The 25475-nt window shown below is 62.0% G+C and carries 20 protein-coding genes and 1 pseudogene; 16 read left to right on the forward strand and 5 right to left on the reverse strand.

Annotated features, from left to right (window positions below; genetic code table 11):
* The first annotated feature begins 488 nt into the window (after positions 1-488).
* The 6 genes and pseudogenes from ACFQS4_RS11235 (at position 489) to ACFQS4_RS11260 (ending at position 6658) form a co-directional block, all read left to right on the forward strand.
* Positions 489-1382 (forward strand): Gfo/Idh/MocA family protein, encoded by an 894-nt coding sequence (locus ACFQS4_RS11235; RefSeq protein ID WP_500193282.1) that lies wholly within the window; start codon positions 489-491, stop codon positions 1380-1382.
* Between the two features lie 422 nt (positions 1383-1804).
* A complete protein-coding gene (locus ACFQS4_RS11240) occupies positions 1805-2848 on the forward strand; it encodes a zinc-dependent alcohol dehydrogenase (protein ID WP_497901596.1) in 1044 nt (347 codons plus the stop codon).
* 231 nt (positions 2849-3079) lie between these two features.
* A pseudogene (locus tag ACFQS4_RS11245) lies at positions 3080-3393 on the forward strand (IclR family transcriptional regulator domain-containing protein).
* A 131-nt stretch (positions 3394-3524) separates the two neighbouring features.
* A complete protein-coding gene (locus ACFQS4_RS11250) occupies positions 3525-3743 on the forward strand; it encodes a DUF8074 family membrane protein (protein WP_497901597.1) in 219 nt (72 codons plus the stop codon).
* A 536-nt stretch (positions 3744-4279) separates the two neighbouring features.
* Positions 4280-5752 carry an arylsulfatase gene (locus tag ACFQS4_RS11255; RefSeq protein ID WP_497901598.1) on the forward strand — a complete coding sequence of 491 codons (1473 nt, stop codon included), beginning with the start codon at positions 4280-4282 and terminating at the stop codon, positions 5750-5752.
* 144 nt (positions 5753-5896) lie between these two features.
* The gene (locus ACFQS4_RS11260; RefSeq protein WP_497901599.1) at positions 5897-6658 is read left to right on the forward strand and encodes a sugar phosphate isomerase/epimerase family protein; all 762 of its coding nucleotides are present in this window, start codon (positions 5897-5899) and stop codon (positions 6656-6658) included.
* A 148-nt stretch (positions 6659-6806) separates the two neighbouring features.
* Here the strand turns inward: ACFQS4_RS11260 and xacF are convergent, their stop codons facing one another.
* Together xacF and ACFQS4_RS11270 are read right to left on the reverse strand one after the other, a co-directional pair.
* A complete protein-coding gene (gene xacF, locus ACFQS4_RS11265) occupies positions 6807-8258 on the reverse strand; it encodes a 2,5-dioxovalerate dehydrogenase (protein WP_497901600.1) in 1452 nt (483 codons plus the stop codon).
* Positions 8259-8437: 179 nt separating this feature from the next.
* Entirely contained in the window at positions 8438-9484 is a 1047-nt protein-coding gene (locus tag ACFQS4_RS11270; RefSeq protein WP_497901601.1) for an NAD-dependent epimerase/dehydratase family protein, read from the reverse strand.
* A gap of 238 nt (positions 9485-9722) precedes the next feature.
* On the opposite strand from ACFQS4_RS11270, the gene ACFQS4_RS11275 reads away from it, so the two are divergent.
* Complete coding sequence (locus ACFQS4_RS11275; RefSeq protein WP_497901602.1) at positions 9723-10181, forward strand: universal stress protein; 459 nt, start codon at positions 9723-9725, stop codon at positions 10179-10181.
* 76 nt (positions 10182-10257) lie between these two features.
* Here ACFQS4_RS11275 and ACFQS4_RS11280 read toward each other — a convergent pair whose 3' ends face one another.
* Positions 10258-11355, reverse strand: a complete 1098-nt coding sequence (locus ACFQS4_RS11280; protein WP_497901603.1) for a M14 family zinc carboxypeptidase — start codon at positions 11353-11355, stop codon at positions 10258-10260.
* Between the two features lie 203 nt (positions 11356-11558).
* Between ACFQS4_RS11280 and ACFQS4_RS11285 the strand changes: the two genes are divergently transcribed.
* Both ACFQS4_RS11285 and ACFQS4_RS11290 read left to right on the forward strand, forming a co-directional pair.
* Positions 11559-11933 (forward strand): Rid family detoxifying hydrolase, encoded by a 375-nt coding sequence (locus tag ACFQS4_RS11285; RefSeq protein WP_497901604.1) that lies wholly within the window; start codon positions 11559-11561, stop codon positions 11931-11933.
* A gap of 266 nt (positions 11934-12199) precedes the next feature.
* On the forward strand, positions 12200-12970 hold the full coding sequence (locus tag ACFQS4_RS11290; RefSeq protein ID WP_497901605.1) for an IclR family transcriptional regulator: 771 nt from the start codon (positions 12200-12202) through the stop codon (positions 12968-12970).
* A 583-nt stretch (positions 12971-13553) separates the two neighbouring features.
* Here the strand turns inward: ACFQS4_RS11290 and ACFQS4_RS11295 are convergent.
* A complete protein-coding gene (locus ACFQS4_RS11295; protein WP_497901606.1) occupies positions 13554-14501 on the reverse strand; it encodes a dihydrodipicolinate synthase family protein in 948 nt (315 codons plus the stop codon).
* Positions 14502-14696: 195 nt separating this feature from the next.
* On the opposite strand from ACFQS4_RS11295, the gene ACFQS4_RS11300 reads away from it, so the two are divergent.
* The 7 genes from ACFQS4_RS11300 (at position 14697) to ACFQS4_RS11330 (ending at position 23252) form a co-directional block, all read left to right on the forward strand.
* Complete coding sequence (locus ACFQS4_RS11300) at positions 14697-15848, forward strand: HEAT repeat domain-containing protein (protein ID WP_497901607.1); 1152 nt, start codon at positions 14697-14699, stop codon at positions 15846-15848.
* Positions 15849-16014: 166 nt separating this feature from the next.
* The gene (locus ACFQS4_RS11305) at positions 16015-18189 is read left to right on the forward strand and encodes an ABC transporter ATP-binding protein (RefSeq protein ID WP_497901608.1); all 2175 of its coding nucleotides are present in this window, start codon (positions 16015-16017) and stop codon (positions 18187-18189) included.
* Positions 18190-18244: 55 nt separating this feature from the next.
* Positions 18245-18466 (forward strand): hypothetical protein, encoded by a 222-nt coding sequence (locus tag ACFQS4_RS11310; protein WP_254156391.1) that lies wholly within the window; start codon positions 18245-18247, stop codon positions 18464-18466.
* Positions 18467-18569: 103 nt separating this feature from the next.
* Complete coding sequence (locus ACFQS4_RS11315; protein WP_497901609.1) at positions 18570-19655, forward strand: ABC transporter permease; 1086 nt, start codon at positions 18570-18572, stop codon at positions 19653-19655.
* Complete coding sequence (locus tag ACFQS4_RS11320) at positions 19642-20769, forward strand: ABC transporter permease (protein WP_497901610.1); 1128 nt, start codon at positions 19642-19644, stop codon at positions 20767-20769. Before ACFQS4_RS11315 ends, ACFQS4_RS11320 begins: the two co-directional genes overlap by 14 nt.
* 85 nt (positions 20770-20854) lie before the next feature.
* Positions 20855-21127: a hypothetical protein gene (locus tag ACFQS4_RS11325; RefSeq protein ID WP_254156394.1), complete on the forward strand. Its 273-nt coding sequence runs from the start codon at positions 20855-20857 to the stop codon at positions 21125-21127.
* 232 nt (positions 21128-21359) lie between these two features.
* Positions 21360-23252, forward strand: a complete 1893-nt coding sequence (locus tag ACFQS4_RS11330; protein WP_497901611.1) for an ABC transporter substrate-binding protein — start codon at positions 21360-21362, stop codon at positions 23250-23252.
* 390 nt (positions 23253-23642) lie between these two features.
* Here the strand turns inward: ACFQS4_RS11330 and ACFQS4_RS11335 are convergent, their stop codons facing one another.
* Complete coding sequence (locus ACFQS4_RS11335) at positions 23643-25295, reverse strand: glycoside hydrolase family 3 protein (protein WP_497901612.1); 1653 nt, start codon at positions 25293-25295, stop codon at positions 23643-23645.
* Between the last annotated feature and the right edge of the window lie 180 nt (positions 25296-25475).

Below are 25475 nucleotides of genomic sequence, written 5' to 3' on the forward strand. Positions count from 1 at the left end.
GTCACGTTCCCCCCGAACTTGGGACGACGTCTCCCGGTATCGTATCGAACCGTGAGCTACAGAGATTTTGGCTGAACGTAGGTCTTCATCGAAGTAGGTTGAGCCATGGGAAAGCTACCGTCTCGTGGTAAATTCGAGTGGGAGTTGGCCTCAAGGCACGTTTCGACTCTCCAGTGAGCCAGTCTTCGAAGGTCAACAACCTGGACGCCCGGAACTCGGCAGAGGGCTCGACTCACGACCGGCCCTCCCAGAGAGAGAGAAGTAAATGTCGTCGTTCTCGCCAACAGTCTGGGTTCCGAATTGCCCGATGACGCCTCCGCTCGAGAACGCTTCGTTCGTACTCCTCCACGAGCAGGCGCAATTCGACCGATGCAGTATATAAACCACGACCCCATATACTATATTGTGCTATACAAATTCCCTTGCTCACGTAACACTGCATCCCTATTCGCGAGCAATTTAAGTCGATGAACCGTCAGTGGCCGGCAATGGTCGAAATCGGCATCGTCGGGTTAGATACGAGCCACGCCGAGTCGTACGCGATGGCGATACGAAACCACCCGGAAACCTCGCTCGCGGGCGTCTGGGACGGGGGAGCCGTTCGAGATCGAGTGTACGCTCGAGCCTACAGTGAACGAAACGGAGCGACGTTGTACGACGAACCGCTCGAGATGGCTGACGACGTCGACGCGGTCATGATTTTGACCGTCGACTGGACCACGCACCGTGACCTCGCCGTCCCCTTTTTACGTGACGCCGTTCCGACGGCCGTTGACAAGCCGATCGCTGGGTCGCTCGAGGACGTTCGAGCGATCCGGACGGCCGCCGGCGAGACGCCTCTGTTCGGCGGCTCCGCGGTACCGTACCATCCCTCCCTTCGCTCGGTTGAGGTTGCCGGCGACAGTCGGCTGTTCTACGGCGTCGGATACGGTAATCCGTTCTACTACGGCTGTCACGTCGTCGACGCGATCTGTTTTCTCGTCGGCCATCGGTGGGCGAGCGTCGCCCCTGCTGATGGCCCGGGGCAATCGGTCGACGTCGTCTTCGTCGATGGCTCGCATGCTACTGTCCGACTCGATGGAGAAAGCGACCGTGAAACGTTCACGTTCGTCGGCGTTGGCGACGAGACGATGGTCCGGAAGGTCGGAACCAGCGACGGCGACCTCAAGGGGATGTATCGGGTCTACCTGAACGCGTTCGTCGAGGCCATAACTGGAGCGCGTAAGGCGACCGGCGAACGAATTCTCGACGCTGCGACCCTCTTGCTCGGAGCGAACGCCGCACTCGAAACGGGCCGAACGATCACGCCGACGTCCGACTCGTTAGCGGCCTACAGCGTGGACGGGCGGGCGTTCCTCGAGGACTACCAGCCCTATTACTGACGCTACACGCGAGTCTCGAGACCCGAAGCCGGCACAGGTCGTGAGAGCGTCCGTTCTCTCGTCCTCGCTCGGTTTAGCCCGGTCAGCCTGGCGGTCGTGCTGGCTTTCTGTGAACAGCGCACGTCTCGAGATGGTTCACGAGGCGAAACACCACGTCGAGAGGGGTTGGGAGCATCGGTAGTATTATCGACGTCGAGCGTCACCACCAGACTGAGCCGGACTATGGAAGTAATTCACACGAGCAGCGCTCCAGGAGTGATCGGTTTGTTCACCAGAACTGTCGGCAAAGGCAGTCGTCATTCTGGTGGCAAACGTCGATTGAACGACTCCCTTCGACCGTCGTTCGAAACGGCCGTTTCGGACGCCGTTCGCGTGGCAGCCGAGGACGCGAGCGAGCAGGGTAACGAGGTGATCGCGACGACATGAGCGTCGATCGAACGGAGGGACAACAGGCAGTCGTCACCGACGGGACCGGAGACGTGTGGGCAGAAGAACGCGAAATTCCCGAACCAGCACCCGGCGAGGCGCTGGTTCGCGTCAGTGCGATCGGTATCTGTGGCAGCGACATCGGCCTCATCGAGGGCGAGGGACCGCCGTGGACCGACTACCCGGTCGTGCTCGGTCACGAAGTCGCCGGCGAGGTCGTCGAACTCGGCGAGGGCGTCGACCACCTCGAGGTCGGCCAGCGAGTCGCGCTCCACGGGTTCGTCTACTGTGGCACCTGCGAGGCGTGTCGAGACGGCCGGTACTACCAGTGTACGGACCTGCAGGAGATCGGATTCACGGTCGACGGCGGCTATCGAAAGTACGCCGCCTGGCCAGCGTACACGCTGACGCCGCTTCCGGACGACGTCTCGGACGTCGAGGCGAGCCAGATCGACTCGGCAGGGTGTACGCTCCACGCCCTCCAGCGTATTCAGACGTCGTTCACCGACACCGCCGCCGTCCTCGGGCCGGGATCGCTCGGTCTCTACGGGGTGCAACTCCTGCGAGCACAGGGCGTGAAGGACATCGTCCTGACAGGCACGCGCGATGCACGGCTCGAGGCGGGAAAACGTCTTGGAGCGACGCGGACGGTCAACGTCTACGAGGAGAACCCCGTCGAGGCGATCATGGAGCACACGGACGGGAAGGGCGTCGACGTCTGCGTCGAGGCCGCCGGGGCTGGCGACGTCCTCGACACGTGCGTCCAGAGCGCCGCCAAGCAGGGGAAGATCGTCCTGACGGGCGTCTTCGGCCAGCGAAAAGAACTCGATCCGGACCAGATCGTCGCGAAGGAACTGACCGTCGTCGGTGGCGTGACTGCCTCCCACGCGGTCGACGAGGTGATCGAACTGTTCCGGCGGGACGACCTCACAATCGACGGCGTCGTCACACACGAGTTCCCGCTCGAGGAGTTCGAGACGGCACTCGAGACGGTTCGTGAACGGCGCGATGGCGTCGTCAAGGCGGTTCTCCGGCCGTAGTGAGGCGGTTCCGGTTCCCGGTTTCCAGTATTTCGTTTTCGATTATCGGTTTCCGATTTCGACTTCCTCGTCGTTGAATCGAAGAGTACGGTCTTGAATCTGGAGCCTCGAATTTCGAGCCTCGTGCCACAGCTGTTTACCAGAGCTGGACAGTGAAGGAAACCGGGAACGAATCGCGAGAACATGCCCTAGCGACGAGAGAACTCGAGCGAGAAAAAACGGATCCAGGCGGTGCAGACGACGCTCGAGATCGTCGAGGAACGGGAATTGGCTCAGCAGACGGACCGAACGATCACCGATACCGACGACCTCTTCGAGACACTCGAGGCGGTGAGAGAACGCGGTATTGCGTACAACGAAGAGGAAATGATACAGGGCTCGTTGGCGTTGGTGCGCCGGTCACGGACCAGTCGGGGACGGTGCTGGGTACATTGAGCGTCATCGGACCGGCCAGCCGAATGGGCGAGGATCGGCTTCGTGGCGACCTCTCGGAGATGATCAGACAAAGCGTCAACGTCATCGAGATTAATCTTACGTCGCTGTGATCGCCTTCGGTCACTCGAGGGCAATCACACCGTGAGGACCTGGGAGATTCTCGACTGGCCGGGGCTATCCGTCGGAGAATGTAGGTTCGAAGAACCCCCTCCTTTTTACGGGCTTCCGGACTACGTATCCCATGAACCTCACGATAGCTGACGGAGCCATGTTCATGTACAATCTCGGCGTCCTGATCAGTGGCGGATTCGTGGTGATGACCTATGACGTCGAGGGACCACCGTTCTTCGGAATCATGTTCGTGTTCGCCCTGATCTGGACGATCTACTTCCGGTTCTACGTCCAGCACCGTTTGACGAGGGTGAACGAGGACGAAGACATGAATCCGAACGAGGCCTAACAGTTTGCTACCGCGTTCGACTAGAGCAGGCGTTGAACGTCATTGCACCCTCGGTCGCGACTGGAGGGCCGGAACGGCTGGTTCCGACCGACTGCCTGCAACCTATGGGTGAATCGTTTCCACGACTACTATTTTGGACCAGTTCCGTTATGGACAGTTCGGACGCTCCGTCCTCGATTAGCCTCGTGAGTACCTACCGGTGGTCGCCACTCGAGCGACGACTCGAATGAAGGGAGGTCGCCGGTCCTGAAGTGGAGTGAATCGCACCACCGAAATAGACCCTCGCGCACTAATCGTCGATCCCTGGTCTGAACCGCTCAGTCGAGAATCGAGTCGACGCGCCGAATGACGCCGTCAGGACGACCGTGAGCCGGCGTCATAGACGGTCGGTCCGGTTCCCAGCCGTTCTCCGTCGAGAATTCTCGAGATGCGTACGTCGCAGTTGCGTACGCTCGAGTCGGAAACGCCCCAAATGGCCGCCGGGAAAGGTCTGAAGGAGGCGTAAACTTATGTCGCCATCGTCACTGCGGTACAGTATGTCAGAACGGCCGAACATCCTGTGTATCGTTACCGATCAGCATCGAGGCGACTGCATCGGTGCGGATCCGCACGCGCCGACCGATGCCGACGGCCGATCGCTCGTCTACACGCCGAACATCGACAGTCTCGTTCGGAAGGGGGCGATGTTTACCCGGGCGTATACGCCCGCTCCATCGTGTATCCCCGCACGCCGATCATTGCTTACCGGACAGACGCCGTACACCAACGGCGCGCCCGGGTGGGTGACGACGCCGTGGGAGTTCGAGCACACGCTCCCGCAGGAGCTTCGCGACGCGGGCTACCAGACCAAGCTCACCGGCAAGCTCCACTCGCTCCCGATTCGCAATCACGTCAGCTTCGAGAGCATGGACCAGCACGAGGCGCTCCACGCCCACCCGGACGACGACTACGCTCGCTGGCTCGAGCAAGAGACCGACGGCCAGTGCGACGAGCTTTCCCACGGACTCGGGCGAAACTCCTGGGATTCGCGGCCGTGGCACCTCGAGGAGTACCAGCATCCGACGAACTGGACGACCAGACGAGCGATCGAATTCCTCGATCAGCGGGACGACACCCGCCCGTTCTTCCTCAACCTGTCCTACGTCCGTCCGCACACACCGTTCGACCCGCCGCAGGTGTACTGGGACATGTACGTCGACCGCGACACCCCGGAGCCGTACATGGGCGACTGGATCGACGACGAACACGGCGAGAAGATACCCGACTATCCGGGGATCAGCGCCTGGGTCGCCGATCTGCCGCCGACGGTCGTTCACCGAGCGCGGGCGGCTTACTACGGTCTCATCACCCACATCGATCATCAGATCAAACGCGTCTTCGAAAAACTCCGCCTGATCGGCGAACGCGAGAACACGTTCGTCGTCTTCTGCTCCGATCACGGTGAGATGCTCGGTGACCACCATATGTGGCGAAAGACCTACGCCTACGAAGGGTCGGCTCGCGTCCCACTCCTGCTGCGGTTCCCCGACTCGATGGGACTCCCACAAGAGCAGCTCATCGACCGACCCGTGGGACTCGAGGACGTGATGCCGACGCTCCTGTCGGTCGCCGGCGTCGACGTTCCGGACGCTGTCGAGGGACGAAATTTGCTCGACCTCGTTCGCGACCCCGACCGGGGGGACTGGCGGGAGTGGTACCACGGCGAGCACGCCGCCGGGAGCTACGATCCGGAGAACGGCACCCAGTACCTGATCGACGGTCGATTCAAGTACGTCTGGAATCCCGTAACCGACAGCGAACTGCTCTTCGACCTCGCACACGATCCAGGCGAGGAGCACGACCTCTCGAGCGAGGCCGGACACGCGAGCGATCTCGAGCGCGCCCGAATCGCGATGATCGACCGGCTTGCGGGTAGACCGGAGGGATTCGTCGAGGACGGGGAACTCGTCCCGACGAATGCCGGGCCAGGTGATATCGGGGATCCGGACGACTGTAGTTCGGACAGCTAATTGTCGACTCACGCCTCGAACGGAAGCAGCGGCGACCTTGCCGTTACTTCGAACACGCGAGTGTGGTGCGCTCCTCGTAGTCAACTACCGACAGAAGTGGGCCCGTGGTATAGTATTTTTACCCCGCCTCGATATCTTCGGCGTATGGTACGCACAGCGATACAGCTGTATACGTTGCGAGGCTTCGAGGAACCGATCTGGGAGACGTTCGCGCGCGTGGCTGACACCACCTTCGAGGGCGTCGAACTCTACGACGCTCACTTCGACTCCTTCGCGGACGAATCGGTGCTCGAGCGAACGGTGGACGCAATTGCCGAGACGGACCTCGTCGTCGCCGGTGCACACGTAGGCGTCGACCGGATCGAAGACGAGTTCGACGACGTCGTGAACGTGTGCAAGTCGGTCGGCGTTTCCAGGGTCGTCGTTCCGTCGTACGACGCAAGTGCCTTCCAGTCGGTCGAGGGAATCGAAGCGGCCGCGGATCACCTCGCCGACGTCGCCGACGAACTCGAGGCGCACGACCTCGACCTGCTCTATCACAATCACACGTTCGAGTTCGACGTCGTCGACGGGAGGGTCGCCTTCGAGCGGTTCGTCGACTACGCCGACGGGCGCTTCGGATTCGAACCGGACGTCGGCCTCGCGGCGCACGCTGGCTACGACCCCCTCGAGTTGCTCGAGCTTACGGCGGGGAACGCGCCGCTCGTTCACCTCACGGACACGGTACCAGGGGACGAGTCCCTCCTTCACGTCGACGTCGGGGACGGTGCCGTAGACGTCGACGCTTGCGCGTCAGCAGTGGCGTCGGCGGGCACCGAGTGGCTCATCTGCGAGAACGGCCTCACCGAGGAGCCCCTCGCGTCGCTCGAACGTGGAAGCGCCGCGTTTGCGAACAGTCGCACTTGAGCAGAGACCGTTGATGACGGCTGCTGATCGGAGCGTTCCACTGGATTGCGTGTACCTCCTCGCTGAGACGAGTCTCGAGAGAGTGAGACTCGTCCAAACGAACGACGAGGAGATCAGTCGTTCGAGGAGTGTGATCGGTTTACAGCCCTCAGTAGCCCACGTACACCGTCTTGCTGATGGTGAAGAAGTCGAGACCGGCGTCTCCCTGCTCGCGATAGGTTTCGCTCGAGGACGCTTTCATGCCGCCGAAGGGCACGTGGAGTTCCAGCCCGGTCGTCTGCTGGTTCACCTTGACGACGCCCGCCTCGACGTCGTCGACGAACTGGTTCGACTCGCGGAGATCGTTCGTGACGATACTGGCGGACAGGCCGTACTCGACGTCGTTGGCGATTTCGACGGCCTCGTCGTACGTCGCCGCCGGGATTATGCCGAGAACGGGGCCGAAAATCTCCTCCTGGGCGATTCGCATCTCGGGTGCGACGTCGGAGAACACCGTCGGCTCGACGTAGTAGCCGTTCGCGTGATCGCCCTCGGAGAGTCGCTCCCCGCCCGTTTCGAGGGTCGCACCCTCTCTCGTCCCGACGTCGACGTACTCGAGGGTGCTCTCGAGTTCGCTCTCGCTCACGTGCGGTCCGACGTCCGCGCCGTCGAGCCCGTCGCCGACCGTCAGCGATTCCGCGCGGTCGACCACGGCATCCACGAACTCGTCGTAGAGCGACTCGTGAACGATCGCCCGTGAGGTCGCGGTACAGGCCTGACCGGTTACTCCGAACGCGCCGCCGGCGGCGATGTCGGCAGCCTCCTCGACGCCGGCACTGGCGGTGACGACGACCGGGTTCTTGCCGCCCATCTCGAGCTGGACGCGCTTCTGGTCCTCGGTCGCCTGCTGATGCACCGTGTCTCCGACTTTCGCGCTACCGGTGAACGAGACGGCGTCGACGTCCTCGTGGGTCGCGAACGTCGACCCGACCGCGCTCCCGGGGCCGGTGACGTAGTTGACGACGCCGTCCGGCAGTCCGGCGTCCTCGAGACACTCGACGAGGATCCTCGCGACGTTGGGAGCGAGCGAGGCGGGTTTGAAGACGACAGCGTTGCCGGCGGCCAGCGCGGGCGCGAGTTTCCAGGCCGGGATCGCGATTGGGTAGTTCCACGGCGTGATCAACGCCGCAACGCCCAGCGGTTCGTCGACCGTGTACAGGCGGGTGTCCTGGCTACTCGAGGACTTCACCGTGCCGCCGATATCGGCGGCCTTCTCGCCGTAGTAGGCGAAGATGTCGATCGCTCGCTGGACCTCGCCCGCTGCCTCTGGTTCGGTCTTTCCTTCTTCCCTGACGAGCGCCGTCGTCGCCTCGTCCTTGCGGTCTGCGAGCCGTGTCGACGTCTCTCGGAGGACGCGCCCGCGCTCGGGGCCCGGCGTAGCTGCCCACTCGTCTTTGGCCGCGTTGGCCGCCTCAACCGCTCGTTCGGCGTCTTCAACGTCCGATCGTTGGAAGACGCCGATCGTGTCGTTCACGTCGGCTGGATTCGTGTTCTCGAACGTTTCGCTGGTAGACGCTTCGGTCCACGTCCCGTCGACGAAGTTCAGATAGGTGTCGGCCATCCACTCGTCAGTACCGACGCGAACGACTACACGTTTTCGGTGCTCGAGAGTATTGCGGAGTGGTGAGTTGTTTCACTCGAGGCAGCCATTTTTGGACTCGAATCGGGGGCGGTCTTCCAGTTCGAATCCTCGAGACGGTGGTCGAATTGGTAACCAAAGCCGATACGACGGCGTCAGGATCAGAACTCGCCGTCCCGGACGTGGAACTTCGTGGGTTTGCCGAGGGTGGGACCGTCCTGTTCGACCCACGAGGCGACGAGTTCGACGACGTCGTCAACCGGCATCTTCGGAACCGCGAACCGCTCCTGACATCGACTCGCGTCGTTGAGAAGCGCCGTCTCCTTCTCTTCGCCTTCGAACGTCACGTCGCAGCCGAACTCGTCGGCGAACTGTTCGGCGAGGTCGCGCACTGAGAGGACGTTCGGCCCGGTGACGTTCAGGATTTCTGCGGGGGAATCGGCCAGTTCCAGGGAGCGGAAACATGCCGAGTTGGCGTCACCCTGCCAGATGACGTTGACGTGGCCCATCTCGAGCGGAACCGGGTCTTCGGCGTACACTCGCTTCGCGAGGTCGAGCAAGACGCCGTAGCGTAGTTCGACGGCGTAGTTCAATCGCAATAGACACGTGGGCGTCCCATTTTCCTTCGAGAAGTGCTGAAAGACGCGTTCGCGACCCAGACACGACTGGGCGTACTCGCCCACCGGCCCCGTCTCGTCCGTCTCGACCGAGCCGCCGGAGTCGACCGGCACTGGCGGGTAGACGTTGCCGGTCGAGAGCGCGGTGATCCGCGAATCCGCGTACCGGCTCGCGACACGGCCGGGGAGGTAGGCGTTGATCGCCCAGGTTTTGGGCTCCTGGCCGGTCGTCCCGAACTTCATGCCGACCAGGTAGATGACGTTCTCGCAGTCCGGAAGCGACTCGAGCGCGCCCTCCTCGAGGAGGTCCGCCCGAATCGTCTCGGCGCCCCACGACTGGAGTCTCTCCTCGACAGCGGAATCGGAGTACCGTGAGACGGCGTACACGGTCGAATCGGATCCCGCCTCCCCGATCGCTCTGAGCATTCGCCTGATGAGCGTCGGTCCCATTTTCCCGCCCGCACCGAGAACCATAATATCGCCCTCGAGTCGTTCCGCGAATTCGACGTCCTCGGGGTATGGTTCGGAGAGGAGGTCCTCTAGCTGTGCTTCACTCGTTATCGTCGATGAAATCGAATTTCCGTTACTCATAACTCTGTGTGTCAGTGGGTCTCGCTTCGTCCAGAGAAACCGCGAGTTCGACCATAAACTTACCGACCACCTGGACAGGGGTCGCGTCACGTCTAACCACGAACGCCCAGTACTGCTGTACAGATTGGCAGAGAACTAACACTAGCAGAGTGGCCAATGACGTCTCGAGCGCGACCGAGGACCAAACATGTTTCGTCCCCGCCACAAGTGATTAGTACGTAATGGGCAATGTGACCGCATGGAACGACCACTCGTGGTGACGGACTCGAGCGACGCAGTCGTCGAGGTCATTCGTGAGGCCGGCGAACTCGCGGCTGCGGCCGACGCGCCGTTGCTCGTCTTGACCGTCGTAACCGAATCGGAGTACGAGAAGGACGTCGACGTACTCGGAACCATCGATCAGATTGAACGGTCGGGTTTCGAGCCGAATCCCGGAGAATACGCGGAAAAAGTCGCCCAGACTGCGATCAACGACCTCCTCTCCGACCTCGCTCTCGAGACGGAAGCGGTCGGGAAGTACGTGGAAGACGACGGTGACCGGGCCGACGCGATTCTCGACGTCGCGGCGGCGAACGACTGCGATTACGTCTTCCTCCTGGGACGCAAACGAAGCCCGACCGGAAAGGCGCTGTTCGGGGACACGGCCCAGTCGGTCATCCTCAACTTCGACGGCTACGTCGTCACGATGGCTGAGTGACGCCAGCGGGACACGCCGTCCAGTTCCCGGAATCGGCGTTCCCGGCCTCGAGACCCTCGATAATGCCCGTTAACGCCTACGATTCAGCTGGTTCGGCCGGTTCGACCGCGTGCCGAAGGACCGCCTCGTAGAGGGCGAGTTGCAGGTCCAGGATGCCCTCGTGGCTAATCTGAAACACGTCGTCACCGGAGAGGCCGTGGGGACACTCGTGGAGTACGCCGGTCGTGCCGCTGGCGTGATACGCTGCGCTCACGAGATTGAAGTACGGCCCCGGACGCCCGGATTCACCAGTGACGTCGTGGAGGTACAGTCGGGGAACGTCGAGGTCCGCGAGGAGCGTATTGTACGTCCGGTGAATCGATCGGGAATCCGACTGTTTGTGCAGGGGAACGAACTGCGGCCGGTGTAGCGTCGGCGGGTAGCCGTGGCTGTGGAGCGACACCGTCACGTCCGGCGCTTCCTGGCGAACGACGTCGAGAATCGCCGGTGCTTCGACCCCCATCGGGGCGAAGGGTTCGTCGTGCATCGGGTTGACCCCGTCGTCGTTGAAGTAACACCCAAGGAAGCCGACGTCGTCGCCGGTCATCGGGTGTTGTCGTTTCGCGTCGGGCCACCCGATGAGGCGGTCGTCGGCCCACGTTCCCTGCCCCCAGAACTCGAGGTCAGCCAGCGTGAGCCCCTGTAACGAGTCCGGTTCGAATCGAGCGAGTCCGTCGGGGTTCCCACACGGGAGGATCATGACCCGACACTCGTCGGCGAGCTTGTGGAGGGTCGGCTGTGCTCGTCCCCGCAGGTCCCGGCCCGTCTCGAGGATCGACAGCAGGTTACAGAGTCCGGTCAGCCCCTCGACCTCGTGGCCGTGAACGGGACCGACGAAGCAGACGACGGGCTTTTCGCGCCGCTCTCTGTCAGCGTAGTTCGTCGGATCCCGGGAGGCGACGGCCGAATTGAAGTTCGCCCGCGACTCGGGTTCCTCGAACGCCCCGTAGGTGACCAGCTGAATCGGTCGACCGCCGGCCGAATCGGGGAGTTCCGCGATCGACCCGCGCTCGAGCGACCGCAACTGATCCTCGAGCGCCTCGAGGTTTCCGACCCAGAACTCGGGAACGGGGTCGTCGGGGATTCGGTCGACGGCCTCTTCGTACGTCATGGTGTCGACGCTGGCCTTCGTCATCGCTCTGGTTCGATGGATCGATGCGGCTTAACTCTTCGGCTCACGTGAACGTCGGCGAGGTGAGGACTACCAGTAGCCGTCGCTTCCAGGAGCGTACCCGTCAGCGGTGTCGGCGAGTAGCGCGGGGACCGACTGGCCCTCGGGGCGAGAGGCGAGAGGCGAGTAGGAGGATTTATTCCTCGGGCCTCCGTCTGCGAGAGCGTATGGAAGAGATCAGTACCGACGATGCGCCCGCCAGTATCGGCCCGTACTCACAAGCGATGGTCCACGGCGACACGGTCTACGTCTCCGGTCAGGGGCCAGCGAACCCCGAATCGAGGGAAGTCGAGGTCGACGACATCCAGGACCAGACGGCCCAGACCCTCGAGAACATCGGCGCCATCCTCGAGGCAGCAGGGACGTCGCTCGACAACGTGATCAAGGCCAACGTGTACGTCACCGACATGGACAACTACGACGCGGTCAACGAGGTGTACGCCGAGTACATGTCCGAACCGTTCCCGGCGCGGTGTGCGGTCGAGGTGTCCGAGCTCCCGATCGACATCGGCGTCGAAATCGAAGTCGTCGCGGCGTTGTAGCGCTCACCACCGTCGACTCGAGGGTAGCCGAGACGAGACGACGGTCCCGGTCGCATCGATGGACCGCAATTCCAGCGGTGACGTCGACTCCATTATCGTCCGTTCACCCCGTCAAATACGGAGCCAGACACGACGGACTTCCCGGCGAACAGTTCTCGAGCCTGGAATGACCCTGTTTCGCACACATCGGGTTTGAGATGATGAAACGTCGCGGAAAGTGTTCGGCAGTAAGGAACGTTTATTGTGATCGAGTCCCATTCCCCGTTATGAACCAAGAAGCTCTCCCCCCCGGCGGCCAGGTGCAAGCGACGCACCTTTCGCTCGAGATCCTGGACGAGATTCGTCGCCGAGACGGGGCCGGCGTGACCGAACTCGCCACCCACTTCGATCGGTCGAAGAGCACGATTCACAGCCACCTGCGGACGCTGACGAGCGAGGGATACCTGGTCAACGAGGACGGGTTCTACACCGTCGGCCTTCGAGCCCTCCAGCTGGGCGGTCACGCCAGGGTCAAACATCCCCTCTACCGGATGGCGAAAGACGAAGTAGACGAACTCGCAAGAGAGACGGGGGAAACGGCCAAGATCGTCGTCGAAGAGGGTGGAAAAGGTGTCTACCTCTATCAAGCTCGGTCGAAGCAGGCGGTCACCACGGACTCTCACGTGGGAACGCACGTGTACTTGCACTCGACCGCGGTCGGTAAAGCGATTCTCGCCTACCTTGACGAATCGCGGCGGGAGGCCATCCTCGACGAGTACGGACTCCCCGAAGTGACCCCGAATACGGTCACCGATCGAGGAGCACTCACGGCTAGACTCGAGGATATCCGGGAGCGTGGCTTCGCGTTCGATGATGGCGAACGCATCGAAGGGCTGCGGTGTGTCGCCGCCCCGATCAAATCGGACGAAGCGGTGCTGGGTTCGATCAGCGTCTCCGGTCCGAAGAAGCGAATCGACGACGAAACTTTCCGATCGACGCTCCCGGAACTGGTACGGGATACCGCTCGCGTCATCGAAATCAACGTGACCTATTCGTAATCGCCCCTCATTGTCGGACCGTCCGGTATTTGGGTTGTGTCCGCCTGACTCTCGTCTGCTCGAACGATGGATCGCGCCATACTCCGGGAGCCACTATTGCGAGACGGTACCACACCCGTTACTAACTTAGGTATGTAACGTTCTCGCCTCTACCGGGCCGACGACGCTAATCGGAACGCCATCTACAATTTTTGTTCCCCACAAAGGTATGTATGTTCGGTATGAGAGAACAGTGAGGTACTTTCGGTACGTTCGATCCAATTCGAGGCCGACATCGTCACCTCGAGTACCTTTCAGTGTGCTATCTCAGGCCGATCGAAGAGCGGATCGGGTTCGTGGGGTTCGACTGGGGTATCTACCGTAAAGAGCCAAGAGAGCCAGGATAGGTTCGTTTCGTTCGGTATCGAGGAACAATCTTACGGGGCGGGGAACGCACGTTTGACCCAGTGTCCTCGCGAAACGACACACAGAACGACCGGATGGTGCGACCACCTGTCTGTTCAGCGGCTATCGATCCGCGGGCGGTCAGCGAACGAGTGCTCCAGGGACCTACCCTGCCGTACTGTACAGCCCTTCGCTCGAGTTACGCCTCGAGAGAGGTCGACTCGTTCTGGCTCTCGAGTCGCTCGAGGTAGCGTTCGACGCGATTGCGGTCGTCGCTCGAGAGTTCGACGAGGGGTTCGCGGACGGGACCGCCGGCCATTCCCTGTAACTCCTGTCCGTACTTCACCACTGGCACGTTCTTCGCCGAACTGAACGCGGACCCGCCGCCGTGTTCTTCCCTAAAATCTTCGAACGGTCGAAGCGCGTCCTTGAGCTGTCTGGCGCGAGCCCAGTCGCCGGCCGAGAGCGCCTCGTCGAGCGCCAGAACTGGTTTCGGGACGAAGTTCCCGATTCCGGTGGTGAATCCGTCGGCACCTTCGATGGCGTACGCGAGTGCGTATCGCTCGGCCACGCCGTTGAGCCACTCGACATCTCCCGAGACCGTCTGGACCAGCCGGGAGAACAACTTGACGTCGTTGACGGCGTACTTCACGGCGACGACGTTGTCGATCGTCGAGAGTTCGTCGAGCACCGTCTCGCTGAGCAGGTCGCCACGTTTGTACAGGACGATTCCGAGGTCCGTGGCCGCGGTGAGCGTGCGGTAGTACTCGATCAACCCCTGCTCGTGGATGTAGGTGTGTCTCGGGTACATGACCATGACGGCGTCGACTCCGGCCGCTTCGTACGCCTCGATCAGTTCGACAGCGTTCTTCGCGCTGCCGCCGACGCCACCGACGACCGTCGCGTCGTCGGGGAGGGCGTCGACCGTCGATTGGATCACGTTAATTCGTTCGTTTTGGGAGAGCGAGTAGTACTCGCCCGTGTTTCCACAGGGGATGAACGTTCGAGCCCCGGCGTCGTAGAGCGTTCGAGCGTTCTGCTCGATTTTCTCGTGGAGTACTCGATCACGGTCGGCGCTAAACGGCGTCGGTGTCGTGAACGCTACGCTTTGCAGACTTTCGCGTAAGTCACCGTATGCGGTCGCCATAGCAGACGTATTAGAAACTCCCATTCATTATTGTTCCGGTCAGATCGACTTTCGAAGCGTACGGATCCCGCAGTGGCACGCCTTCGGACGGGTATTGCGCACTCGAGCGCGCGCCCGTCGGGGCCGTTGGCACGGTGGCACCTCGCCCGCGTTCCGAGCAGCAATTATAAGTCGAGATGGCCGTAATTGCGTACCATGTCGTCGAAAAATCGCCGGGAGCGTGCCGAGGCGGTTCGTACCGTCGTTGAGTCGAACCCGGAGGCGGTCGACGTCGACGAACTCACCGACCTCCTCGTGTCCGAATCCAGGGAGGCCCGCCGGGCTGCGTTCGAGGCCTATCAGGCCCTCGCCTCGGACCGATCATCGGTCGCCGACGACGTCGGTGACCGCCTCGAGACCCACCTCACTGACGACGCGGCCGACGTTCGCGAGCGAGCGGCGTTGACGACTGCCGCGTTCGCCGACGAAAATCCTGGCGTCGTCGACGGGCTGGTCCCTGCGCTCAGATCGATCGGCATCGATCCGGCCGAACCCGGGCGAGAGGCGGCCATCGTCGCTATCGCAAAACTCGCACACGTGCGGCTGGCATCGATCACCCCTGCAGTCGATGCCCTCGTCGCAATCTGTGACGATCCGGTTTCCACACCTTCGTCGGCTCGAGACGACCTTGGCGGCCCCGGTAAATCGGACGCGGCGGCGGCACTACAGCCGGAACGAGAGCGACGCGATCAGGCGCGCCTCCACGCGATCGCGGCGCTCACACTGCTCGCCGCCGACGATCCGGCAGCCGTCCGATCCGCCGCGCCGTCGATCGCCTCCCTCCTCGAGGACGACCACCACCTGATTCGAGCCGGCGCCTGCGAGGTGCTCGAGGACCTCGCGACGGTGTATCCGGCGTCCGTCGAGCCGTTCGCACCCGAGCTGGCCGAACGGGCGGCTACCGACACGAAACACCCAGTTCCGTGGCGTGCGGCGGATGCACTGGTCGCCCTCGACGCCGACCGACCCGAGTGCGTCGGTGAGGCAGTGGCCCCGTTCGCGAGCGACCTGTCCCGGTTTCTCGAGTCGGCGGACGCCGACCGGCGGCGGGCGGGCGTCGCGTTGGTCGCCGACGCAGCGTTGGCTCGTCCGGAATCGATCGAGTCGATGCGCCCGACGCTTCGGGACCTGCTCTCGGACGACGACGCGTCCGTTCGGATGAACGCGGTAATTGCCCTCGGCGCCGCCGGGACCGAGAGCGATCGGTCGACTGTCGCCGACCTCGCCGACTCGGACCCTGACGAACGGGTTCGAGAGACCGCTACCCGTGTCTGTGGGCGGTTCGACGGGTCGCCTGGAAGCGAGTAATCATCCTCGTCACCGACCACCTGAGGAAGAACCAACAGAAGTCATCGTTGCCACGCAGACAAAGTTTATATAGCTCATATTCAAACACGTACCTCAGGAAGACGAACGCAGTGAACACCGATAACACGCAACTTATCACGGCCAAAATTAGATCGATGGTAACGAAATGACACAGTCTAAATCCGAACTCGAGTATCGAAACGCCACCGATGAACCGATTCTGGAGGCACGCGACGTCTCCGTAACGTTCGACATGGATCGGGGAACCTCTCGCGTCCTCGATAACGTCAGCTTCGACGTCCACCGCGACGAGATGCTCGGCATCATCGGCGAGAGTGGAAGCGGCAAGTCGATGTTCGCGTCGGCGTTGCTCAACGCGGTCGTCGATCCGGGTGTCGCCACCGGCGAGATCACCTACCGTCCCCCTGGCGAAGAGCCCGTGGACGTCCTCTCGTTGACCGACGACCAGCTCGAGAAGTTCCGCTGGGAAGAGATCGCGATGGTGTTCCAGGGGGCCATGAGCTCGTTCAACCCGACGATGAAAATCAGGGACCACTTCGAGGAGACGATCCACGCTCACCGGGCGGACATGGACGAGCAGATGGCCCACGCCCGGCAACTTCTCGCAGACCTCTATCTCGACCCGGATCGCGTGCTCGACTCCTACCCCCACGAGCTCTCGGGCGGCATGAAACAGCGCGCGCTCATCGCCCTGAGTCTCGTCCTCGAACCGCAGGTGCTGGTCATGGACGAGCCGACCGCCGCGCTCGACTTGCTCATGCAGCGGTCGATCATGAACCTCCTGGACACGCTCCAGAACGAGTACGATCTGACCATCGTCTTCATCACCCACGACCTGCCGCTCGTCGCCGGGTTGGCGGATCGACTGGCGGTGATGTACGCGTTCGAGTTCGTCGAGTACGGCCCCAGCGAGCAGATTATTCGCCAGGCGGCCCACCCGTACACGCGGGCCTTGCTGAAGTCCGTCCCGAGCGTCGACGCCCCGCTGGAGGAGATGCACCCGATCGAAGGCGAGAGTCCGGATCCGGTCGACACGCCGGCAGGTTGTTCGTACGCCCCGCGCTGTCCGATCTCGACACCGAAGTGTATCGACGAGGACCCGGGGTATCACGACGTCGACGGCGTACAGAAGGCGACGTGTTTCCACTGGGAACAGTCGGCGGAGGCGATTCCCTACACGCTCGGGACCGAGAACGTCGATGCCCAGCTAGATCAAGTGACGGTCTCCGAGGAAGACGCCGTCGTCTCGCTGACCGACCTCGAGGTGCACTTCGACCAGTCTGGGTTCATCGACCGGCTCTTCGACAAGGACATGACGGTCCGTGCAGTTGACGACATCTCGCTCGACATCAAGGAGAACGAGGTCATCGCGCTCGTCGGCGAGTCCGGGTGCGGCAAGACGACGCTCGGGAAGACCGCCATCGGTCTCCAGGAGCCGACAGGTGGAACAGTCGAGTATCGAGGGCAGGACATCTGGGAGGCCAGACGCGGCAACGGCGAGATCGACTTCGACGAGATTCGGCGCTCGCTGCAGATCATCCACCAGGACCCGGGTAGCTCGCTCAACCCCACCCGGACCGTCCGGACGAGCCTCTCGGCGCCGTTGAAGCGATGGCGACCGGACCTCAACGCCACGGATCGGGAGACCGTGGTGTACAACCTGCTCGAGCGCGTCGGCATGAAGCCGGCGGAGGACTACGCCCTTCGCTACCCCCACCAGCTCTCGGGCGGGGAGAAACAGCGCGTCGTCCTCCTGCGGGCACTCCTGATGAGCCCAGACCTCATCCTGGCCGACGAAGCCGTCAGCGCGCTCGACGTGTCGCTCCGCGTGGAGATGATGGACCTGATGCTCAACCTCCAGGAGATGTTCGATACCTCCTACCTGTTCATCTCTCACGACTTCTCGAACGCGCGGTACCTCACCGAGAAGTCCGGCGGTCGAATCGGGATCATGTACCTGGGTAACCTCGTCGAAATCGGTCCGGCAGCGGAGATTATTCACGAGCCGAAGCACCCGTACACGAAGGTGCTCCGGTGGGCGACGCCGCCCCTCGACCCGGACGCGGCGAAGGAGGCCCAGTCGACCAAACCGCCGGTTCGAGAGATTGACATCCCCGATCCGACGGATCCGCCGAGTGGCTGTGAGTTCCACACGCGCTGTCCGGAGGCCCGCGAAGTCTGCCAACGCGAGGAACCGGCGCTCTTCGAAACCGACGGCGCCTCGGTTGCGGCCTGTTTCCGGGAGGACGAGACACACGAGTACTGGGAGAGCGACCCGCTGTACGACGACGAGTCGGTGTCGGTCGACGAGTTGCACTGAGTTCGAGCCCGACGGCGGGGCAACTGTTTTCATGCCCCAACGAATCGTATGGCACATGACCGGTAAATACGACAAAAGTTTCCTCGAGCACCTCTGTGACTACGAGCAGGGCTGGCGCTTCCTGTTCACGTTCTCGGTCGGATTTCTCGGCCTCTCCGTCCTGTGGCTCGTCGCCGCTGATCCAGGGAGTCCGACCTACGTCGTCACCGTGATGAACGTCGTTGGACTGTCAATCCTCTCCCTGCTGAGCGGGTTCGTGCTGACCCGGTGTCGGTAACGCGGTGGCCACGCTGCAAGTTGGTGTCGGCTCGTCGACCGGTCCGAAAACCCACCGGTGGGACAAACTATATTAGTATTGGGACGACACACGATAGCAGTACATGAGACAGTATCTAGACCGGATCCGTAACGGGCTCGTCTCGCTCTTCGGCGTGCTCGTCGGGTTACGCTACTACTGGGAACGCATTGCTCACGCGTTCGTGACGCTTTTCGCGGTGACGACGATCACGTTCGCCCTGTTTCGGCTGATGCCCGGTAGTCCGGCTGACGCGATGCGCGCGGAGTTCGAGCGTCGGCTGGCAGGACAAGGACAGGCTGCAGATCCCGAGGTTATCGACCAAATGGTTCGAGTTCATACGGGGTTCGACCCTGACAAACCCATCTACATCCAGTACGTCGAGTATCTACGGGACGTCATCATCTACCAGGACTTCGGCCAGTCGATCCAGTACGGCGACCCAGTGTTCGACATCCTGTTCGCCGCGATGCCGTGGTCCATCTTCATCAGCGTCTACGGCCTGGCGTTCGGATACACCGCGAACATCCTGCTGGGAGCGGCGATGGCCTACAAGGAGGGGTCGCGCTTCGACAGCTACTCCACGGTGGGCGCCACGTTCCTCAACTCGGTTCCGTACTACGTCGGCGCATTCTTCTTCCTGGCGTTCTTCGCGTACGATCTCGGCTGGTTCCCTGGAAGCGGACGATACAGCAGGGGCGTCACCGAGGGACTCAATCCCGAGTTCATGTGGAGCATCGTTCACCATGGAACGCTCCCAATAATGTCGAGTTTCATCGTCGGTTTCGGGGGTGGTGCGCTCGCGATGCGTGGCAATTCCGTGCGTATTCTGGGTGAGGACTACCTTCGCGTTGCCAGGTTGCGGGGGATTAGCTCGACTCGTATCGCGACGCGGTACGTCGCACGGAACGCGATCTTGCCGCTGTACACCCAGATGATGATCGGCATCGCCGCCATCTTCTCGAGCAGCGTCGTTCTCGAGTACATCTTCACGTACCCCGGCGTCGGCTGGTACACTTACGACGCGATCATGCGGCGTGACTATCCGCTGCTCATGGGATCGTTCCTGTTCTTCACAATCGTCACGCTCATCGGCATCCTCATCGCGGAGTTCACGTACGGAATCGTCGATCCACGGGCAGGTTCAGGTGATCAGAGTGAAGCATACTGACGAAACGGCAACGGACGGTGGCGAACAGCTCAGCGACGATCAGTTATTCGGCCAACTCGCCGAGGCCGACAGAGTGCAACTCTCACGGAGAGAACGGTTCGGATTGCTCCTCGACGCGTACGTGCTCACGCCCGGCCGTGTCGCCTGGAGCGACTGGCGGACCCGTATCGGCATCCTCGTCATCTCGCTGTTCTTGCTCACGGGACTCGCCGCGAAGGTATCGACCTCGAACTGGTGGGTTCTGGAAGACGTGACGATTGTCGAGTCGCCGGCAACGAACCAGGCGCCGACGAATCACCAGCCGTTCGACGGCGGGTTCGCTGCGATCACGGAGGAGGGCGGCTGGATCGATACGACCGCGTCGTTCCCGTGGGTCGAATTCAACGCACCCCTGGGATCGACCAACTACGGCGAACCGATCGGCCGACAGTTGATCCACTCGACGCCGGACATGATCGAGATGGTCGTGGCGGGCGCGTTCGTTTCCGTCGGCCTCGCGATACTGATCGGCATCACGGCCGGCTACAAGGGCGGCAAGATCGACTCCGTGCTGATGTCGATCACCGACATCGTGATGACGATGCCGGCAATCCCACTGGTCATCGTCATCGCGGCGATCTACCCGCCCCGCGAGGCCTGGCTCGTCGGCGTCATCCTCGCCATCGACGCCTGGCCGGGACTCGCTCGAGCGCTTCGCTCGCAGGTGCTGACGCTCCGGGAGGAGTCCTACGTGGAGGCGTCTCGAACGATGGGCATCCCGTCGACGACGATATTGAGTCGCGACATCACGCCGCAGTTGATGCCGTACATCCTGATCAACGCCGCACAGGCGGGGCGCAGCGTCATCTTCGAGTCCGTCGCGCTGTACTTCCTCGGTGTGTTGCCGTTCACGACGGCGAACTGGGGGATCATGATGGACACAGCCTACAGCGAAGGGTTCGCGCTGGTCAACATGGCGAACTTCTACCAGATTTTCTGGCCGATGATGGCGGTCGTCATCATCTCGTTCGGATTGATCCTCTTCTCCCAGGGAATGGACCGCGTGTTCAATCCCCGAATCAGGGCACGACACTCGAAGAAGGTCGGCACTGGAGGCGAAGACCAGGAACCCTGACGGACCCCCTCTCAGGCCAGTGTCTCGCTGGTTTCAGTGCTGAGCCAAGATTTATATCGGTCTGTTGTGAAACGTTTGGTACGAGATGTCTACCAAAACGACCACAGATTCGGCTCAGGCGACCGAGCACCTATATCGGGGTCTCAAAGTCCTCCGGGGATCCCTCCTCCTCTCTACCGTCTTGATCGGGATTATCCTGTTCCTCGTGGCGGTGTTCCTCGAGGTGGTCAACCAGAGTAGCGTGATGCTGACCGAACACGACGGCGTTTTTGCGGCGATGTTCGGTGTCTTCGGCATTTCGGCAGTTCTCGCGGGTGGTCTGTCCTACCTCGTGATCAAACTGCTGCAACGCCAGTAGATTCGAACGGAGCTCAGCACGTTACGTAGCCAGTCGACACTCCACCGTTGATCCTAATTCTCGCTCTCGAGTAATCGGCTCGCACTGAAACGAGTCGCAACGGATAACCGGTCGGTACGTCGTCTTTCCGAAGCCATCGAGGGACCGTATCGGCCACGAGTTATTCTAAAGCAATAATGTAGAGTTTATTATGGAAATGTATTTATGCTATTGTTCGCAACGTAAGCACCGTATGCCGCAAGGTAACAAAGATGAGACTATCACTTCCGCAGAGGAGTATCTCACTCGTCGGAAGATGATGGCGGCCGCCTCAGCAATGGTCACCGGTGGCGTTGCCGGGTGCTTCAGCGAGGACACGAGTAACGGCAATGGTGGAAACGGCAATGGTGGAAACGGCAACGGTGGAAACGGCAATGGTGGAACCGCCACGATCAGAACGTTCATGCAATCGGTTCCCTCCGAACTCAACTGGAATACGTGGGCACCGAGCTACCCGTGGACCCCGTCGTGGTTGCTCCTCGAACCGGTCCAGCGGTACTACGCCGACGGATCGATGTCCCTCGAGCTCATCGAGGACTGGGAGTACGACGCCGATAGCCAGGAGCTGACGGTCCATCATAACGAAGAGTTTTCGTGGTGGAACGGCGACACGGCGACCGCCGAAGACAAGTACTGGTACGGCGAAGTCGCACGCCTGCTCAACCCGGAATCGAGTGATTTCGCGGCGCTCACCCTCGAAAACAACGGAGGGACGATCGTCCGTGAGTACAAGGAGCCCCAGAACCCCGAACTCGTCGGGAACTGGCTCGGCGGCTACCTTGGTGAGATGATGCGAGGGCGCCGTGACAAGTTCCGCCCGTGGGCCGAAGAGCTCCAGGATGCGACGACCGACGACGAGCGGGTCAGCATCGAGGAGCGCATGGGCAAGGAGATGCCGCTCGACATGGACACTTTCATCGAGGATGGACTCGGTCTCGGTGCGTTCCAGGCCGTCGATTACGACGATCAGGGCATCTACTGCGAACTGTACGAGGACCACCCGCACGCCGACAATATCGAGATCGACGAACTCGAGTACGTGCTCGCCTCCGGCGACGCCATCGCCCAGCAGATGATGGGCGGCGACCTCGACTTCGGGTTCGCACAGCTATCGAACTGGCTCGGGGATCAGAACCCCGACCACCTGGAGACGATCGGCACCTACGAGAACACGTTCATGCGGAAGCTCGAGTTTATGATGAACGGGTCGGCCTCCAAACACATCCGGCAAGTCGAGTTCCGGCGAGCGATCGCCCACTTGCTCAGTCTCGAGGACATCTCCGAGAACTTCGCCACGCCGAACACGGTGCGAACCGCACAGACCGGCCTTCCCGAGGCGGTCACCGAGCAGCGAATGGGTGACTACGTCGACGACTTCATCGAGTATCCCGTCGAGGCGGACAACGAGGGGGCAGCGGAGCTCCTCAATTCGATCGACTACGAGCAAGACGGCGATAGCTGGGTGGACGACGAAGGCGAACCCATCTCGCTCGAGATGGTCGTCCCCTCGTGGGCCTCTAACCCCGCTCGTACGGTGGCAGACAAGCTCAACAATTTCGGCTTCGAGACGGACCTGTCCGTTCTCGAGGGCACGGCGTTCAACGACAACACCGAGGAGAGCATCGACTTCGACCTCTCTATGTTCAACCACGGTTCGCTCATCGCTCACCCGTACGCGTACTTCCGGCCGACCCACGACGCCGGCAACAAACTGGGAACGCAGGACGTCGTCGTGAACGCGCTGGAGAACGGCGAGCGACGCTCGCCGTACAGCGGCAAGGAAATCATCGTCGAGCTTCCGGAGGAAGTTGGCCAGGAGGACCTCTCGGGATCGACCCAGGAGGTCAACCTGTACGAACTCTTCCAGGAGTGGTTGACCGCCGATACCGAAGAACGGAGTCAAGAGATCGCCGAAACGTTCACCTGGTTCTGGAACTTCTATCTCCCCGGAATCGATATGTTCCAGCCGATGTCTGGCTCCTGGGGCAACACCGAGAAGTGGGAGTTCGCAACCGACAACAAGGACTGGCAGGCCTACCGTGGTGCCTTCCACGCCGCGATGCGCGGGCACATCTCCCCGAAGTGACGACCGACCGATAGCGGCCACCATTTTCACGTCGATCGACCAACGGTCGACGGGGTCGCACTGGCCGTCTACATTTGCTATTCTCGCGTCGTCTTCCCTGTGTCGCCGTTCTCCACGTCACCGTCCTCGAGTCGTCGTTCTTGATCCCTCGAATTTCGTCGCATCCGGTGAGCCTGTTCCGTTAACGATGGTCGGACGCACGATGGCTAATGTAGATAGCCGAGGTCGTTCTCGAGAGACGAGGCGAACGTCACCACGACCGTTCGCGTAGCAAAAAATCGCTATTACGGAACGAGTAGCGTCGCGTCGTGCCCCGAAGTGATGCGAACCGATCGTTCGTGGCCGGTTCGCCTCGACGGTCGACGCTCGAGGGAGGACACCCTGTGAACCCTACTCCACCGGAAGCGACTCGAGCACGTCGGGGTCCCGGGCGAGTACGTCGGCGAGTGCCTCCCCGGCCGTGTCCGGCAGCGGCGAGGGCAGTCCGAGGCGGTCCTGTGCGTAGGTCGCGACGTAAGCGACGTCGTCAGGCAGGTCCCGGTACTCGTTCGGGAGGCCGAGCGAGACGACGACGACCGGCACCGTCGTCGCGAGTTCCTCGACGATCCGTCGCTGGTCCGCCGGGAACGCCTCGCGGGCGTACGTCGTGACGACAGCGACGTCGACGCCATCGGCGACCGACCGGAGCGTTTCGAGGGATCGTTCCGGCGACTCGGGTTCCATCGTCGGCTTCGGATCGTCGAGCGTGCGAACGTCGCCGGGGGCGAGCGAGCAAGTGAGAACGTCCCCGAAGGCGGCGTCGAGGTGTGGTTCCAGTTCTGGGACGCCTCTGATGCCAGTCAACAGGACGGACGCGTCCGGCGAAAGCGGGAAGACGTCACCGTTGCCCAGAACGGAGAACGACCGCTCGTAGGCCTCGCGAGCGATCGATTCGTGCTCGACACTCGCCATCGACTCGATGGCCTCGAGCGGATCGACGTACCGGCGCTCCCCGGCGTCGTAGCGGGCTTTCAGTGCCAGGATGCGTTCGACGGATTCGTCAATTCGAGATTCGGAGAGACGACCTGATTTGACCGCCTCGAGAATCGCGTCTCGCGTCTCGAGAAGGGCGTCGGCGGGAACGAACCCAGTGAGGACGAGGTCGGTCCCGGCTTCGATCGCCTGGACGGCAGCCTCGCCGACGGGGTAGTTGTCGGCGATGGCGTCCATCATCATCGCGTCGGTGACGACGACGCCGTCGAAGCCGAGGTTGTCCCGTAGGAGGTCCGTGAGAATTGTCGGGGAGAGCGTCGCCGGAAGCTCGGGATCGAGACACTCGACGACGATGTGGGAGGTCATGATACAGTCGACGCCCTCCTCGATCATCGTCTCGAACGGCCGCAGGTGCACGCGTTCGAGGGTCTCGCGGTCGTAGGTGACGTGCGGTAACTCCATGTGGGAGTCGAGTTCGGTGTCGCCGTGGCCCGGGAAGTGTTTGGCGACGGCGACCTGGTCTTCCGCGTGGATTCCCTCGAGCGTGGCCGTCGAGTACGTGGCGACCGTCTCAGGCGTGGTGCCAGGAGAGCGAACGCCGATGACGGGATTGTCGGGGTTGGTGTTGACGTCGACGACCGGTTGGTGGTTCATGTTGAGTCCCATCCCCAGCATGTCCTGGGCGATGGCCGCCGAGACGTCCTTCGCGAGGTCGAGGTCGCCGGCGGCCGTCCGTCCCATGAGCGCCGGGTAGGCGCGGGTCTCGTGTCTGACGATGTCGACGGTCCCGTATTCGCAGTCCGCGGAGATCAACAGCGGTACTCCGGGGTCCACGTCGGCGGCCCACTCCTGTAACTGATTCGTGTAATGGGCCATGAAGTGGGGTGTCACCCGGTGGTTTCCGTAGATCCGCAGTGCCCCCGGTCGGACGGTCTCGAGGACCGTCTTCATCTCCTCGGTGGGCCACCCGGTGTCGGTCTCGAAGTTCCCGAGTCCGATTCCCGCGTGAATCAACTGTCCGACCTTCGCCTCCAAAGATAGCTCTTCGATGGTCGTCGGTGAGTCGGCCATACGCCTTCTCTCGAGCGATGGCTCAAAGGTCTTTCTGGAGCGGGCATTCGTGCCACGTGGTGAGTCGGCGGTCGAGACGCCGCTCGAGCGCACGAATCGCAGTCGAGCGACAGTCACCACAACCTACTTCCCGTCACTCCAGCAATCGTCTCTGACATGAGCCAGTACGAGGTTGCGTAT

The sequence above is a fragment of the Saliphagus sp. GCM10025317 genome, from assembly GCF_042663665.1.
Classification (GTDB): Archaea; Halobacteriota; Halobacteria; order Halobacteriales; family Natrialbaceae; genus Natronosalvus.

Bases quoted from the DNA above. Each gene is read 5' to 3' on its own strand.
- ACFQS4_RS11235 (WP_500193282.1), top strand. From the start codon at position 489: ATGGTCGAAATCGGCATCGTCGGGTTAGATACGAGCCACGCCGAGTCG.
- ACFQS4_RS11240 (WP_497901596.1), top strand. From the start codon at position 1,805: ATGAGCGTCGATCGAACGGAGGGACAACAGGCAGTCGTCACCGACGGG.
- ACFQS4_RS11250 (WP_497901597.1), top strand. From the start codon at position 3,525: ATGAACCTCACGATAGCTGACGGAGCCATGTTCATGTACAATCTCGGC.
- ACFQS4_RS11255 (WP_497901598.1), top strand. From the start codon at position 4,280: ATGTCAGAACGGCCGAACATCCTGTGTATCGTTACCGATCAGCATCGA.
- ACFQS4_RS11260 (WP_497901599.1), top strand. From the start codon at position 5,897: ATGGTACGCACAGCGATACAGCTGTATACGTTGCGAGGCTTCGAGGAA.
- xacF (WP_497901600.1), bottom strand. From the start codon at position 8,258: ATGGCCGACACCTATCTGAACTTCGTCGACGGGACGTGGACCGAAGCG.
- ACFQS4_RS11270 (WP_497901601.1), bottom strand. From the start codon at position 9,484: ATGAGTAACGGAAATTCGATTTCATCGACGATAACGAGTGAAGCACAG.
- ACFQS4_RS11275 (WP_497901602.1), top strand. From the start codon at position 9,723: ATGGAACGACCACTCGTGGTGACGGACTCGAGCGACGCAGTCGTCGAG.
- ACFQS4_RS11280 (WP_497901603.1), bottom strand. From the start codon at position 11,355: ATGACGAAGGCCAGCGTCGACACCATGACGTACGAAGAGGCCGTCGAC.
- ACFQS4_RS11285 (WP_497901604.1), top strand. From the start codon at position 11,559: ATGGAAGAGATCAGTACCGACGATGCGCCCGCCAGTATCGGCCCGTAC.
- ACFQS4_RS11290 (WP_497901605.1), top strand. From the start codon at position 12,200: ATGAACCAAGAAGCTCTCCCCCCCGGCGGCCAGGTGCAAGCGACGCAC.
- ACFQS4_RS11295 (WP_497901606.1), bottom strand. From the start codon at position 14,501: ATGGCGACCGCATACGGTGACTTACGCGAAAGTCTGCAAAGCGTAGCG.
- ACFQS4_RS11300 (WP_497901607.1), top strand. From the start codon at position 14,697: ATGTCGTCGAAAAATCGCCGGGAGCGTGCCGAGGCGGTTCGTACCGTC.
- ACFQS4_RS11305 (WP_497901608.1), top strand. From the start codon at position 16,015: ATGACACAGTCTAAATCCGAACTCGAGTATCGAAACGCCACCGATGAA.
- ACFQS4_RS11310 (WP_254156391.1), top strand. From the start codon at position 18,245: ATGACCGGTAAATACGACAAAAGTTTCCTCGAGCACCTCTGTGACTAC.
- ACFQS4_RS11315 (WP_497901609.1), top strand. From the start codon at position 18,570: ATGAGACAGTATCTAGACCGGATCCGTAACGGGCTCGTCTCGCTCTTC.
- ACFQS4_RS11325 (WP_254156394.1), top strand. From the start codon at position 20,855: ATGTCTACCAAAACGACCACAGATTCGGCTCAGGCGACCGAGCACCTA.
- ACFQS4_RS11330 (WP_497901611.1), top strand. From the start codon at position 21,360: ATGCCGCAAGGTAACAAAGATGAGACTATCACTTCCGCAGAGGAGTAT.
- ACFQS4_RS11335 (WP_497901612.1), bottom strand. From the start codon at position 25,295: ATGGCCGACTCACCGACGACCATCGAAGAGCTATCTTTGGAGGCGAAG.